The organism is Gemmata palustris (genome assembly GCF_017939745.1).
In the GTDB taxonomy this organism is placed as follows: Bacteria; Planctomycetota; Planctomycetia; order Gemmatales; family Gemmataceae; genus Gemmata; species Gemmata palustris.
In genome coordinates this window covers 627,379-641,840 of sequence record NZ_JAGKQQ010000002.1, presented here as the reverse complement: position 1 = coordinate 641,840, position 14,462 = coordinate 627,379, and the positions used below count along the sequence as shown (strand labels likewise).

8 protein-coding genes are annotated in these 14,462 nt (G+C 65.9%); 6 read left to right on the top strand and 2 right to left on the bottom strand.

All coding sequences use genetic code 11. The features are described 5' to 3' along the window. Nucleotides 1-161 precede the first annotated feature (161 nt). A complete protein-coding gene (locus J8F10_RS36990) occupies nt 162-1,955 on the bottom strand; it encodes a GDSL-type esterase/lipase family protein (RefSeq protein ID WP_210663296.1) in 1,794 nt (597 codons plus the stop codon). Between the two features lie 331 nt (nt 1,956-2,286). Then, entirely contained in the window at nt 2,287-3,621 is a 1,335-nt protein-coding gene (locus J8F10_RS36985) for an IS701 family transposase (RefSeq protein ID WP_210651692.1), read from the bottom strand. A 182-nt stretch (nt 3,622-3,803) separates the two neighbouring features. On the opposite strand from J8F10_RS36985, the gene J8F10_RS36980 reads away from it, so the two are divergent. From J8F10_RS36980 to J8F10_RS36955, 6 genes are all read left to right on the top strand, one after another. Further along, nucleotides 3,804-6,695, top strand: coding sequence for a S9 family peptidase (locus J8F10_RS36980; RefSeq protein WP_210663294.1), 2,892 nt, complete (start codon nt 3,804-3,806; stop codon nt 6,693-6,695). A 441-nt stretch (nt 6,696-7,136) separates the two neighbouring features. Further along, the gene (locus J8F10_RS36975) at nt 7,137-7,394 is read left to right on the top strand and encodes a hypothetical protein (RefSeq protein WP_210663292.1); all 258 of its coding nucleotides are present in this window, start codon (nt 7,137-7,139) and stop codon (nt 7,392-7,394) included. Nucleotides 7,395-8,203: 809 nt separating this feature from the next. Then, nucleotides 8,204-11,011 (top strand): PAS domain S-box protein, encoded by a 2,808-nt coding sequence (locus J8F10_RS40150; protein WP_210663290.1) that lies wholly within the window; start codon nt 8,204-8,206, stop codon nt 11,009-11,011. Continuing rightward, nucleotides 11,011-11,460, top strand: a complete 450-nt coding sequence (locus J8F10_RS36965; protein ID WP_210663288.1) for a response regulator — start codon at nt 11,011-11,013, stop codon at nt 11,458-11,460. Before J8F10_RS40150 ends, J8F10_RS36965 begins: the two co-directional genes overlap by 1 nt. 14 nt (nt 11,461-11,474) lie before the next feature. Continuing rightward, the gene (locus J8F10_RS36960) at nt 11,475-13,778 is read left to right on the top strand and encodes a response regulator (protein ID WP_210663286.1); all 2,304 of its coding nucleotides are present in this window, start codon (nt 11,475-11,477) and stop codon (nt 13,776-13,778) included. 60 nt (nt 13,779-13,838) lie between these two features. After that, on the top strand, nt 13,839-14,453 hold the full coding sequence (locus J8F10_RS36955; RefSeq protein WP_210663283.1) for a DUF1579 family protein: 615 nt from the start codon (nt 13,839-13,841) through the stop codon (nt 14,451-14,453). Nucleotides 14,454-14,462: the final 9 nt, after the last annotated feature.

Below are 14,462 nucleotides of genomic sequence, written 5' to 3'. Positions count from 1 at the left end.
GGGGAGAGGGCAAAAGTCAGGTCTCCGCGGTGAAGATGCGAGCTAAATCAGGGTTTTGGTTTTGCCCTCTCCCCTTGCGGGAGAGGGTCGCCGCGCTTCGCGGCGGGGTGAGGGGTGCTCCCACCTCCTGGAATCATCGTCGTGTTTCGTACCGCGCCCGATCACCCGCCGAATGATGCGCCGAAGCGGAAGCCGGTTTCGTAGACGAAGAACGCATCCAGGAGCCCGTTCGAGGGCGACTCGAAGACCCGAACGTCCGTTGCGGCTGCCGTGTTTGTCGCGGTGACGAGCGCGCTGTGCCCGTTACGGTTCGTCGTTGCGAGCTGCACACCTCCGCGGAACCCGGAATCGTAGGCGTAGAAGCTGCTCACCAGTTTTTCCGTCAGTGGGCGGAGCACTTTGACGTGTGGATCGTATCCCGCCGACGAGGGCGCGACGGCGACCTCTGCGAGTCCGTCGCCATCGAAGTCGTCTGCAGCCAATGACACTGTGCCACTGAACGCGGGTCCGAACGCGAAGAAACTGGCTAACAGCCCCAGGTCCGTTCCCGAAAACACGACGACGTGCCCCTGTCCGCCGGTCCCGGCCGCAACGATGATGTCGGCGAAGCCGTCGCGGTTCACATCGCCGCTCGCGACCCGTCCCCCACCCGTGAACGACGACGCGAACGCGAGGAAACTGTCCAGCAGTTCGCCCGCGCCGTTGAAGACCTTCACGTGTGCGGGGGCGTTGGCTTCCGGGCACACGATGATGTCGGCGAAGCCGTCGCGGTTCACGTCGCCGGTCGCGATGCTCAGGCCGGTCGTCAATCCCGTGTCGAAGGCGTAGAAGCTCGCGATCAGTGTTCCCGTTTGGCCGTCGAAGACTTTGACGTGCGGGGGACCGCCGGGACCGACCGACGCGATGAGGTCCGGTACCCCGTCGTGGTTCACGTCCGCCAGCGCGACGCGGACGCTCCCATCGAACCCGGGGAACGGATCGAAGCGGAACAGCACGCGCCGGGTGGTCGTGTCGATCACTTCGACCTGGAACCCGGTCGTGTCCCCCGCGGCCACCGCGAGCGCGTTCGTGAGAGGCGCCCACGACTGGTTGTCGCTCGGCAGATCGGGCGACTGACCCGAGATCAGCACGCGGCGCAGTTTGTCGAGCGTTTGCAGTGCGGTGAGGTTGCGGACGTTGTAGCCGAACTGCAGCCCCCTTTCGGTCAGGTCGCCGCCACCGGCCGGTGAAACGCTGGGGTGAACGCCGTCCGCGCTGATCCCCGAATTCGGGAGCCGTTGGAGCGCCCGCCAGTAGTTCCAGAGCGGCACCTGGAGCGCTTCGCTCACATCTTCGATGACCTGGTTGTAGCTCGGTTGCAGCCGCTCCAGTTCCGCCGAGAACTTGCTGTCCGGGATCGTGCTGAGGACCGGGACCACGCCCGCGTTCAGGGCCGTTTGGACGATCCGCGTCAAATTCTGCCGGAACGTGTCGAGGGTCACGCCGGCGGCAATGTCGTTCGTTCCGATCATGATGAGCACGAACGCGGGCTTACTAACCGCGAGTTCGCTGGGCAGTAGCCCCAGCACATCAGCGGACTTGTACCCGCTGACCGCCGCGGCGCTCGGGTGCGTGAAGTAGTTCGTCGTCCCGACCTGGCCGGAGCGGAAGTACGCGAGTGTGTCGTTGAGCGAGCCGTCCCCCGCGAGATCGACCCCCGCGGTGGGCATTCCGAGCGGCACGAGGAAGTTGTTCGAGAACGTGATGCTGTCGCCGGCGCGCGTAAAAACGTTCGCCTGGTTCCCCAGTGCGGCCCCGCGCTGGATCACGGTCGAGAGCCGGGCCGCCATTGCCGCATCAATTACGGGAACGACCGGCGTGAGCGTATAAGACGTGAGCAGCCACCGCGCCTCCAGGTCTTCCATGCGCAACGGGATGCGAAGTGCGGGGGCGAACGCGCGGGGGCCATAATCCATGACGTCTCCTGAATCGCGAGCGGCGAAGACTCAGGCCAGTAATGTCGTTACGCAATTTCAAACGGTAATCTTCGTCGCGTAACACCGCTCCTTCAGCACAGAATTGGCAACGATATGGAGAACGCAAAGGATGTGATTGATACAGACTGCGTGACGCTTATTATTCACTCAATCGATATAATCAGCAAAGTCATTAGAGTTCTGTGTTGTATACGGGGGGATCTCATTTTATCTTCATCCATAGTTCACGTTGTTACTACGGCTTGTGGCGATTAACTGCTTTCCTGCTATCAGTTTGCACTTCTCTGTACTTTCCGCGAACTTATAGCGTTTAAGCAGCCAGATCCAGGCACCGGTGCGCGAGGGCGCGGATTCTCGCGGGGTCGTGGTGCTCGCCCACAACGGCCTGAATTTCCTCGGCCAGCAGCTCCCGTTGCCAGGCCCGGCGCTTGTCCGCGTGGCTCGGGCGCCGGTTCGGATCGTCCCACGGGGAGGCCGCCCGATGGGCCACCAGTTCATCCGCCTTCTGGTTCCAGGCCCACACCTCGGTGAGCGTGAGGGACCACGCACACAGGTGGAAGCATCCCACGTTCGACGCGACCCCGCGTACCTGCTGGTGACCGGCGCCCGCGACCTGTTTGAGATCTCGAAAACAGGTTTCCAACGAGAACCGGTCCGCGATCAGGCCCAGGATGTCGGCCACGGAGGCCGTGGGGTCCGTGCAGAAGAACGCGACCCACCCCTTGGGTTCGTCCACCAGGACGACCCGGATCGTGCCCCCGGCCGGCCGCCACGTGGCCTCGAACGTCTTGTACCGCTTCTCCACGGGCTTCCCATACAGGGTGAACGTGCCCGTGGTCCACCCGCCCTTGTGCCCGGCCCGCTTGGCGAGCGACACCCGCTGCTCCCCGTACACGCGGGGCCGCCCGCGGGCGCTCGGATCGCGGGCCGGGGGCACCGTCCACAGGGCCGCGTCCTTGCGGAGCCGGCTCACCATGGTCACCCGGAGCGCGAGTAGGGCCTTGAGCACCGGGGCCTTGGCGTACGCCCCGTCGGCCACCACCCACACGGCCCGGCCCCACGTCTTCAGCCACCCGTGGGCCCACCGGACCAGGTCCACGGCCATCACCAACTTGGTTGCGAACTCGGGCCGGTCCGGCCCGGGGATGGCCCCGAGATCTTTGCGGCGGATGTACAGGCGGGCCAACAGGGGGAGGGCCACAATCCCCCCGAGGGGGTGTCCCACCAACAACCCGAGGACCACCCACACGTGCCCGTACACGAACGGGCCCCCGGCCGGCCCGGGTGTCGGGTTGTGGTGCGCCCCGGCCCCTCGAACCTTGGGCCCGTACCGCTCCGTCGGGGTGTCGTCGAGGGCCAGCACCACCCGAGGCGCACCGGCCACCATGGGCTTGAGAACCTCGACCAACAACCGCATGGCGATACGCTCGGTGCGGCGCCCCACGGCCGCGGCCGTGGCGTAGCACCGGCGGTACTGGGGCGACAGCCCGGCGGCCCGGATCCAACCCGCGAGGGTGCGGCGCCCGCGGGTCAGGATGATCCCGAGGAACAGGACCGCGAGCCGCCGCCCGGACCGCGGGTCCAGAGCCTTGGCCAGGGTTGAAAACCAGTGGCACCGAGGGGCCGGAGTATGCGAAGATGGCATGGCCGCGTCCGTTCGGGTCGGGAGGTCGTGTGGTAACGCCATCCTCCCGGACGGGCCGGCACTCGTCTACTCCCGACCCCACAACTTACGCCAACCGCCTATAACTTCGCGGAAAGTACAGACTTCTGCAACAACCTGGATAATCTGGCTAAACGGCACCTTTATCACCAGGGCACTACGCCATGACTCGCTGCCACGCGATTGTCGCGATCTTCGTGATCGCGCTCGCCCCGCTCGTTTCCGCTCAAGAGCGGATCACAGGGGCCAACTACCCTCTCGCCCAGAAGTTCGACCGCGATTTCGTGACGCGCCACGTTCAAGAGGCGTCCGTTGCGCCGCAGTGGATCGGCAAGTCGGACACGTTCTGGTACGCGGCCCGCACCGCGACCGGGAACCGGTACTGGCGCGTCGATCCCACGAAGAAGGAACGGGCGCCGTTGTTCGATCACGTGGCGTTGGCCTCGGCGCTTTCGGAAGCGTCGAAAAAGCCGCTCGACGGCGACACGCTGCGGCTCGATCGCGTGGTTGTCGCCGCGGACGGGAAGAAATTCACCTTCGCGTTCAGCGAGAACCAGTACGAGTTCGACCTGGGTGCGGGCAAACTGAAGTCCACCGGCAAGGCGTCCGCGAGCGGGACCGGCCCCCTCAACGCGGAAGCCATCGAGCGCCTGCGCGGGCAGCTCGGTGATGAGCGCGTGAACGAGATGCTCCGCCGGTTGCGCGAGGGCGAAACCGAGCAGAAGAAGGACGATATGGGTGGCGGAACGGGTGGCATGGGCGGCATGGGGGAGGCGCAGCCCAAGACCCCGACCGAGCCGGCGTCTTCGTACAAGAACTACTCGCCGGACAAGAAGAAGTACGTGTTCCTCTTGAAGTACAACCTCTACCTCTGCGACGAGGGGCAACCCGAAGACAAGGCGGCGCAGCTCTCGACGGACGGCGCGGAAGAGTACACGTTCGTGGGCGGCTTCGGCGGTGGGGGCGGCGGGTTCGGGAAGGGGAACAACACCGGGAAGGGCACGGGCGCCGGCGCTTCAGCGCCGGCGGACCGCAAGACGCGGCCCAACGTGACGTGGTCGACGGACTCGAAGGCGTTCTACATCACGCGGGCCGATAGCCGCGGGGTGAAGGACCTCTACCTCGTGGACTCGATCGCCGACCCGCGGCCCAAGCTCGAACAGTACAAGTACCCGATGCCGGGCGAAGAACTCGTTCGCAAGACGGAACTCTACTACTGTGTCGTCGAGTCCAAAGCGCTCACGCGGATCACGCAGAAATGGAAGGACGAGCGGTACTCGGACCTGCGTTGGGGCAAGGGCCCGGGCGAGTTGCGGTTCATCCGCCGCGACCGGCTCCGGCGGAACCTCGAAATCTGCGCCTTTGATGTGTTCAGCAGCACCTGCAAGTGCCTCGTGAACGAGGCGTTCGATGCCGCGTACCTCGAAATGCAAACGCCGCGCTACATCGAGGAAACCGACGAGTTCGTGTGGTGGTCGGAGCGCAGCGGGTGGGGCCACTTCTACCGCTACGGGCGCGACGGCACGTTCAAGAACGCCCTCACGAGCGGCGCGTGGCGCGCGAGCCGGATCGTCGAGATCGATGCGAAGGCCGGGTTCGTCTACATCATCGGCAACGGGCGCGAACCGGGCGAGAACCTGTACTACACGCACCTCTACCGCGTGAAACTTGACGGCACCGGGTTGACCTGCCTCGACCCGAGCGAGGAACCGAACTCGGCTCCGATCGTCTCCCTGGTTGAAGGGAGCGAGAAGCAGCCCCTGAGTGGCTTCAACCAGTCGTCGTCGCTGTCGCCGTCGAAGAAGTTCGTTGTGACCAACAGCACGCGGGTGGACTACGCGCCGTTCGCCACGCTCCGCGACGACGCCGGCAAGGTGCTGATGGTGCTGGAAACGACCGACCTGTCCGCGCTGAAGAAGACCGGCTGGCAGATGCCGGAAACGTTCACGGTGAAGGCCGCGGACGGTGTCACCGACCTCTACGGGAACATGTGGAAGCCGTTCGACTTCGACGCGAAGAAGAAGTACCCGATTATTGCACACGTGTACCCGGGGCCGCAAACGGAGGGCGTCGTTTACCGGTTCTCGGCCCACAGCCAGACGATGCAGTTAGCACAACTCGGGTTCATCGTCATTCAGGTGGGGCACCGTGGCGGCAGCCCGGAGCGGTCGAAGGCGTACCACTCATTTGGTTATTTCAACTTGCGTGACTACGGGCTGGTGGACAAGAAAGCCGCCCTCGAAGCCCTCGCTGCGCGCCACAGCTTTATCGATATCGATCGTGTGGGCATTTACGGGCACTCCGGCGGCGGGTTCATGTCGGCCGCGGCGGTGCTGCAGAAGCCATACAACGAGTTCTTCAAGGCCGCGGTCGCCAGCGCCGGTAACCACGACAACAACATCTACAACGACAACTGGTCCGAGACCTATCACGGCATGAAAGAGGTTCCGGTAGGGGACGGGAAGGGTACCTCCACCGCGACCGATGCGAACACCGGGGCCGGAAAGGGCTTCGGGAAGGGCACGGGCGGGCGCAAGAAGGGGCCGACGCCGGAACAGGCGCTCGAATCCGAACTCGAAGACCTCCTCGAATCGTTCGATCCGCGGAACGAGGACTCGGTCGCGGACCTGGAGCGCAAGCTCGCGGACCTGAACGCGAAACTGGCCGCGCTCAAGAACTCGGCGGCCCAGGCTCAGCAAGCGCCGCCCCCGCGCACGGCGGGTACCGCTCTCCCGGTCGTCACGCTGCCGGCGATGCGGTTCGACATCCACATCCCGACGAACGCGGAACTGGCCGCGAACCTGAAGGGGCACCTGATGCTCGTTCACGGGGAGATCGATAACAACGTTCACCCCGCGAACACGATGCGCCTCGTGGACGCGCTCATCAAAGCGAACAAGCGCTTCGACATGCTGATGATCCCCGGCGCGCGACACGCCTTCGGCGCCGCCCAGCCGTACTTCACGCAGCGGATGTGGGACTTCTTCGCAGAAAATTTGCTGAACGATCGCCAAACCGGGGCGGACATCAACATTAAGGACGTGAAGCGGAAATAAGCCCGTTGCGGGTATTTTGCGCGCACGAATGGTCACGACGCGCCTCCGGGACTTCCCGGGGGCGCTTTTTGTTTTGTGTCGGGGTGAAGTGGGGCACGGCCGCGTTCACGAGTGCTCAACTGCCGTTGCCGAAAGCGCTTTGACAAAGAGCATTTCCGTTCACGACCCTTGCAAGTGTGGCCCCGTTCGCCGGGCACGAATGCTGCTTCTGCCCTTCTGATTCGCGCGCTTGCGATCTCACCACTGGCGTGAATTCAGGTGACGTGGGAACAACGTTGTGCCCACGGACTGACCACGACGTCTCGCGAGAATTTCTTGTGATTCCGCGACTCGTCGCGGGCGATTGGGGCAGAATAGAAATTATGAAAGGTTAGTTTGCGCGCAAGAGATCGTCCCTGAAATCGGTGCCACCCGAGGATGGGGCGGTGACGAGGAGATGTTGTGGACGACAAGTATCCCTCCATGATGGAGCGGAGGCTCGCTCTGGTTCAGTTACTCGCCGACCGGGAAACGCTCACGATTCCAGAAATCGAGGTCGGTTTGGGTACGCACCGGTTCGCGGCCGTTGCCGCTCTGTCTCACGGCTGGTTCGAGCGCCGAACGACCGGGCGCAGCGCCCGCTACGGCCTGTCCGCGCGCGGGCGCGAGAAGGCCGCGCAACTCGGCCCGGATCGGGGAGCCCCCGATCGGCCGAACTGATACGGCCCTTCTTGGGCAACTTTCGGCGCGCGATATTCACCCGCGAAGAATCCCCTCATCCGTTCGTTACGCCGCCTTTGAAAGCTCTCGCACTTCAGTCAATTCGTCTCGTCGCCACAAACCGCTGTCCGCAATGACTTCGCCAGAAGCCGCCGCGTTCGGCGGTGAGCCACTCTGTTTCAAATTCGTGTCGATGGCGGCAAATGATGTAGTGCGATTTTGTGCACAGTTTATCGTGTTAGTATTTACTGCGTAAGCAGTTGCGACTTTTTTGGCGCCAGTGGCGTGTTTCGAGACCGGAAGTGATTTGAATCTTGGAAAGCCAGCGTTTGTTAGCCATTGGTGCGGATTTACGCCGGTGAGCTCATGTGGAATTGAGACGGAAGTTCCGGTGAATATTGAATTTATGATCGATTGCTTCCGGCAATTAGGCTGCCAAGTGCTGGAAATGTGAGCGAATGTTAGTGCCGGATCAGTTTGACGAAGATTTGGAACTCTGGTTCCGTTGTTTTCAGCCCCAAGATCGCGTCAGAAATGGTCCGCGTCACGGTTCGTGATTGGTCAAGTCTATAATAGATTTGTGATTTGTGTAACTGTTGTAATTACACGTTCGATGTTTTCGCTTGGCGCGCTGTCCGGTTGTGGTTGTAATCCTATGAGTACGCCGGGCCGGTAGATGCGCCGATCGCTCCGTACCGGCTCCGTATCACGCGCTCGCGGATCGGCTCGATTGACCCCGAAGACCTGACCGCCCGCGCCCCGTTTCGGCGCTCGCAAGCCGCCTGCTCTCCGCACTCGACGGTGGTCCCGTGAATTTGACCGTGTTTCAAAAGGGTCTGGTCCTCATCGCCCTGCCCCTATTGCTCCAACTCGTTTTTGTTCTTGTGGCCGTTCGGTTGCAGCGCGATCACGAAGACGCGGAGCGGTGGGCCGCACACACCAAGGACGTGATGGCCCGGGCCCACGAGATCCACAGCACGGTGGCCGACGCCCACGCCTCGGTCCGCGGGTACGTCATTTCCGGCGACGCGACCTTCGCCCAGAGCTATTGGGACGCGGTTCGGGAGCTGCCCGGGCATTTCAATGACCTCGAAGGGCGCCTCGCGGACAACCCGGAGCAGGCCGAGCACTTCCGCGCGATTCGGACCCGTGCGGGGGAGTTGCTCGCGTGGCAGAGCGACATCGAGAGCCTGATTCGAGGGGGAGCGACGGACGAAGCGGTGGGGCGGGTCCGGTCCGGGCGCGGGCGCGTCCTGATGGCCGACTTTCGCCGGGAGGTCAAAACGTTCCTGGACGAAGAGGAGCGCCTCGACCGGGAGCGCCTCACGACCCTGGAGCGGTCCCGCGTGCGGCTCAACCGGCTGTTCGTTTTCGGGGGCCTCGCGGTCGTCATCAGCACCTTCGCACTCGGGTTCGCGTTCCACCGGGGCATCGCGCGCCGGTTCGCCGAGCTGGAGGCCAACGCCCATCGGTTGGCGACGGGGGATGAGCTCCCGCCGCCCCTCAAGGGGAACGACGAAATTGCGGTCCTCGACCGCGCGTTCCGGGACATGGCCGAGGCCCTTACCCGGGCGTCGGACCGGGTGAAGGACCTGTACGACAACGCCCCGTGCGGGTACCACTCGGTCGACCAGGACGGGGTGCTCGTCGCGGTCAACCGGACCGAACTGCAGTGGCTCGGGTACGAAGCCGACGAAGTGATCGGGCGGCGGCGGTTCGCGGACTTGGTGAGCGCGAACAGCCGCGGGGCCTACCAGCAGGGGTTCGATCAGGTGCGAGAGGAGGGGGCCGTCGTCGGTGTCGAACTCGATCTGGTGCGCAAGGACGGCACCACGTTTCCCGTCCTGGTCAACTCCTCATCGGTCCGCGATCCCGAAGGGCGGTACCTGCGCAGTCGCACGATGCTGACCGACCTGACCGAGCGCAAGCGGGCCGAGGCCGCACTGCGGCTGTTCGCGGACGTCGCGCAGAACATCCCCATCGGCCTGCTCATCTACCAACTCGACGGCCCGGGGGCCGGGGCGCTCTTGCGCGTCCGCTCGGGCAACCGCGGCGCGGCCCGGTTGCTGGGCATTGCGCTCGACGCGGCGCTCGGGCGCGCGGTCACGGACGTGTTCCCGGCGATCCCCGAGGACCAACTGCGCCGGTACACCGCGGTCGCGGAGTCGGGCGCGGCGGACGACCTGGGGGAGTTCCGGTACGGGGACGCGCGGGTCGAGGAGCGGTGGTGGTCCGTCCTCGCGTTCCCGCTCCCGGACCGGTCCGTGGGGATCGCGTTTCAGGACGTTTCCGCCCGCAAGCGCGCGGAGGCCGAGGTGCGCCGCCTGAACGAGGAACTGGAGGACCGGGTCCGCGCGCGAACGGCCGAACTGGACCGGGCGAACGCCGCCCTGCGCGAGGAGGAGGCCCTGTTCCGCGGCGCGTTCGACACCACGAACATGGCGATGGTGCTGACGGACCTCGACAACCGGTTCCTCCGCGCGAACGCGGCGTTCGCCCAGTTGTTCGGGTACGCGGCGCCGGACGAACTGCAGGGGCTGGGCCTGGCCGACGTCACGCACCCGGACCACCTGGGCGAGAGCCTGGACCGGCGGAAGGTGCTGCTGGCGGGCGCGGGCGATTACTTCCAGATGGAGAAGCAGTACCGGCACAAGGACGGGCACGTGCTCTGGGGGCTGACGAACGTCGCCGTGATCCGCGGCCCGGGCGGGCGGCCACAGATGTACGTCGGCCAGGTGCAGGACATTACCGAGCGGAAGGCCGCGGCGGAGGCCGTTCGGGAGCGGAGCGCGGCGCTGGCCGAGGCGAACCGGGATCTGGCCCAGAAGAACACCGAGAACGAAATGTTCGTGTACAGTGTGTCGCACGACTTGCGGAGCCCGCTCGTTAACCTCCAGGGGTTCAGCAAGGAGCTGGAGAAGGGGTGCCAACAACTCACGGCCCTGGTCAACGAAGAAAGCGTTCCACCGGACGTTCGGACCCGGGGGCGCGCGCTCCTCGAGGGAAAGATGGCCAAATCGGTCGGATTCATCCAGACCGCCGTTCTCCGACTGAGCGGGATCATTGACGCCCTGTTGCGGCTGTCCCGTGCCGGGCGCATTGAATATCGTTGGGAGGTCGTCGATTTGGACCGCGTCGTTGCGCAGGTCGTGGGGGCCGCCCAGGGCACCATCACCGAGCGCGGGGCCGTTGTCCGGGTGGGCGATTTGCCCGCCGCCCGGGGCGATCGGACCGCGCTCGAACAACTGTTCGGGAACCTGATCGGGAACGCCCTGACCTATTTGGACCCGGTCCGGCCCGGGGTGATCGAGGTCGGGTGCCTGCCGCCCGGTGCGCCTGGCGCGCCCGACGTGCCGAGCGGATTTCGGACCTACTTCGTTCGGGACAACGGGTTGGGGATCGCCGAGGGGCACCGCCAGAAGATCTTCCAGGCGTTCCAGCGCGCCCACCCGGGGATCGGGTCCGGGGAGGGGCTCGGGCTGGCGATCGTGTCCCGCGTCGCCGAGCGCCACCGGGGGCGGGTCTGGGTCGAGTCGCGGCCCGGCGCGGGCAGTACATTTTTCGTGGCCCTGCCGGCGCCCGGTGACGGGTCACTTTTCGCCCCGAGGAGCGCCTAATGGCCGATCGCGGACTGGTCATTCTTCTGGCCGAGGACGACGAGGGGCACGCCTATTTGGTGCAGCAGAACCTCCTGGACGCCGGGCTCGCCAACCGGATCGTCCACGTGAAGGACGGGCAGGAGGCCCTCGACTACGTCCGGTGCGAGGGGGCGTACCACGAGCGCACCCCGAACGGGCCGCTGCTGCTGCTCCTGGACATCAACATGCCCCGCGTGGACGGGGTCGAGGTGCTCCGCCAGATCAAGGCGGACCCGAAAACGACCGAGTTCCCGGTCATCATGCTGACCACCACCGACGACCCGCGCGAGGTCAAGCGGTGCTACGAACTGGGCTGCTCCAGTTACGTCACCAAGCCGGTGGAGTACGACCGGTTCGTCGAGGCGGTTCGGCGCCTCGGGCTGTTTCTGGCGATCGTAAAAGTGCCCCGAGAAGATGACCGGGTGTAGCTGGAGCCGATGAGATGCCTGCATCCCTCATAACCGCCGTTCCGTCCGTCACTTACGCCGCCACCGTCCTGGTCGTCGAGGACGACCCGGGGATCGCCGAACTCGAGCGGAGCCGGCTCGAAGAGGCGGGGTACAGTGTGGTCCTCGCCGCGACCGCGGACGAGGCGCTGGTGGAAGTCGGGAAGGGGGCGATCGACCTCGTCCTGCTCGACTACCGGCTCCCCGGCGGGACGGACGGGCTCGATTTTTACGCCCGCGTGAAGGCCGCCGGGTACGACCTGCCGGTGATCCTGGTGACCGGGTTCAGTAACGAGGCGACCGTGATCCAGGCCCTGCGGGTCGGGGTCCGGGACTTCGTCACCAAGTCGCTGGAGTATTTGGACTACCTCCCGGAAGCGGTCGCCCGGATCCTGCGGCAGGTCGGGACCGAGCGCCGGCTGGCCGAGTCCGAGGCCCGGTTGACGGGGATCATCGAGTCCGCGAAGGACGCGGTGATCGTGGTCGAGGAGAATCGGCGCATCAGCCTGTTCAACCCGGCCGCGGAGCGCATGTTCGGGTGCCCGGCCCCGCGCGCGATGGGGCGGCCCCTCACCGACTTCATCCCGAACGAACTAGTCGCCCCGGACGAGGGGGAGAACGGGGCCGAGGGCGGGACCGGTTCGCTGTCGAGCCGGATCCGGTCGGGGACCCGCGGGCGGAGGGCGAGCGGCGCGGAGTTCCCGCTGGAGGCGACCGTTTCGCGGGGCGAGGCGAGCGGGCGCCGGTTCCACACCGTGGTGGTGCGGGACGTCACCGAGCGGAACCGGTCCGAGGAGGCCCTGCGCCGGAGCGAGGCGCTGTTGCGCCAGGCCGAGAGCATGGCCCACGTCGCGGGCTGGACCTACGACGCGCGCGACGGCGCGTACGTCAGCTCGGAAGAGGGGAGCCGGATCTGCGAGTGCGCCCCCGGTCCGCACGCCGGCGAGGAACTGGCCCGCCGGGTCCACCCGGACGACCGCCCGCGCGTCGACGGCGCGCTGCACCGGGCCCTGGCCGGGGTGCCGTTCGAGATCGAGCACCGGCTCGTCGTCGGCGAGCGCACCAAGTGGGTCAACGTCCGCGGCGAACCGGCCCTGGACGCGGACGGGCGCATCGCGGGGATCATCGGCGTGACCCAGGACGTGACCGAGCGCAAGCGGCTCGAAGAACACTTCCGGCAGGCCCAGAAGATGGAAGCGTTCGGGCAGCTCGCCGGCGGCGTGGCCCACGACTTCAACAACCTCCTCACGGTCATCAACGGGTACTCGGACCTGCTCCTCGGTACCGTCTCGGCCGCGGACCGCCCCTCGCTCGACGCGATCCGCGACGCGGGCGAGCGCGCCGCCGGACTGACCGCGCAACTCCTGGCGTTCAGCCGCCGCGCGGTGCTGGAGCCGAAGGTGCTGGACCCGAACACCGTGGTCGACGAAACCGGGCGCCTGCTCCGGCGCCTGATCGGGGAGGACATTTCCCTGGTCACCTCGCTCGACCCCGCGGTCAGCCGGGTGCGCGCGGACCCGGGGCAGGTCGGGCAGGTGCTGATTAACCTGGCGGTGAACGCCCGGGACGCGATGCCGCGCGGCGGGCAACTGACCATCGAGACGCGGGACGTCGAGTTGGACGAGGAGTACGCCCGGGTTCACACGGGCGTGCTCCCGGGGCGGTACGTGCTGACCGCGGTCGCCGACACGGGGACCGGAATGAGCGGCGCGGTGAAAGAGCGGATCTTCGAGCCGTTCTTCACGACCAAAGAGGTCGGGAAGGGAACGGGGCTGGGGCTGGCGACGACCTACGGGATCATCAAGCAGAGCGGCGGGCACATCGAGGTGTACAGCGAAATCGGGGTCGGCACCACGTTCAAGGTGTACCTCCCGGTCGTCGACGGGGGGAGCGCGAGCACGAGTTCCGATTCGGTCGTGGTGCGCGGCGGAACGGAATCCGTCCTCCTGGTCGAGGACCAGGTGAACGTGCGGACGTTCGCCCTACTCGCGCTCCAGACCTACGGGTACGCGGTCACGCCCGCGACCGACGGGCGGGACGCGCTTTATCTGGTCGGGGCCGGAGCGCCGGTGGACCTCCTGGTCACCGACGTGGTGATGCCGGGGATGAGCGGTCGGGAGCTGGCCGAAGTGCTCCGGCACCGGTACCCGGGGCTCAAGGTTCTGTTCACGAGCGGCTACACGGACGACGCCGTGGTGCGGCACGGCGTTCTGGAAGCGGACGCCGCGTTCCTCCAGAAGCCGTACACCCCAATGGCCCTCGCGCGCAAGGTGCGCGAAGTGTTGGATCGGAATTCGTAGGGTCCGCGGAGCACGCGATCGTTTCGACGGCAAAATTCTGGAACCAATTGGGGACCGCTCGTGACTCGTTTCGTGCTCCTGGCCGGGTTCGCGATGGTCGTTTTTGGGGGACTCGCGGGTTCGTCGCAGCCGCCCAAGGGCGACGACAAGAAAGATCCGCAGGCCAAGTTCGAGCCGCGCTCCAAACCCGGTGAGGGCCAGAAGTTTCTGGAGAAGTTCGTGGGCGATTGGGACGTGGTGAAGACGTTCCACCCGCGCACGGGCGACCCGGTTCGGGGTACGGGGACGTGCCGGCAAACGATGATCCACGCCGGCCGGTTCCTCCAGTCCGAGTTCACCTTCGGAACCGGTGCCGAGAAGACGACCGGGACCGGACTGATCGGGTTCGAGCCGGAAACCGGTGCGTTCACGAGTTCGTGGGTCGATTCGCGGCAGACGCGGATGTCGTTCCGGCAGAGCGGGGAGAAGTTCGACGGCAAGAAGATCGTGCTGGTCGGCAAGGCACTCGGTGAGGCCGCGAGGGACGCGCGGCGCTCGCAGACGGTGACCACGCTGGAGGAGGACGGCAAGACGATCGTCCACCGCCAGCACGCGATCGACGCAGAAGGCAAGGAGCGGCTGGTGATGGAACTCGTGCTGACCAGGCGCCCCGATTCGCCCAAACCTAACAAGTGACTCGGCCCG

What these genes read in the sequence shown, in the direction of transcription:
- J8F10_RS36990 (WP_210663296.1), bottom strand. Translation starts at nt 1,955, where the DNA reads ATGGATTATGGCCCCCGCGCGTTCGCCCCCGCACTTCGCATCCCGTTG.
- J8F10_RS36985 (WP_210651692.1), bottom strand. Translation starts at nt 3,621, where the DNA reads ATGCCATCTTCGCATACTCCGGCCCCTCGGTGCCACTGGTTTTCAACC.
- J8F10_RS36980 (WP_210663294.1), top strand. Translation starts at nt 3,804, where the DNA reads ATGACTCGCTGCCACGCGATTGTCGCGATCTTCGTGATCGCGCTCGCC.
- J8F10_RS36965 (WP_210663288.1), top strand. Translation starts at nt 11,011, where the DNA reads ATGGCCGATCGCGGACTGGTCATTCTTCTGGCCGAGGACGACGAGGGG.
- J8F10_RS36960 (WP_210663286.1), top strand. Translation starts at nt 11,475, where the DNA reads ATGCCTGCATCCCTCATAACCGCCGTTCCGTCCGTCACTTACGCCGCC.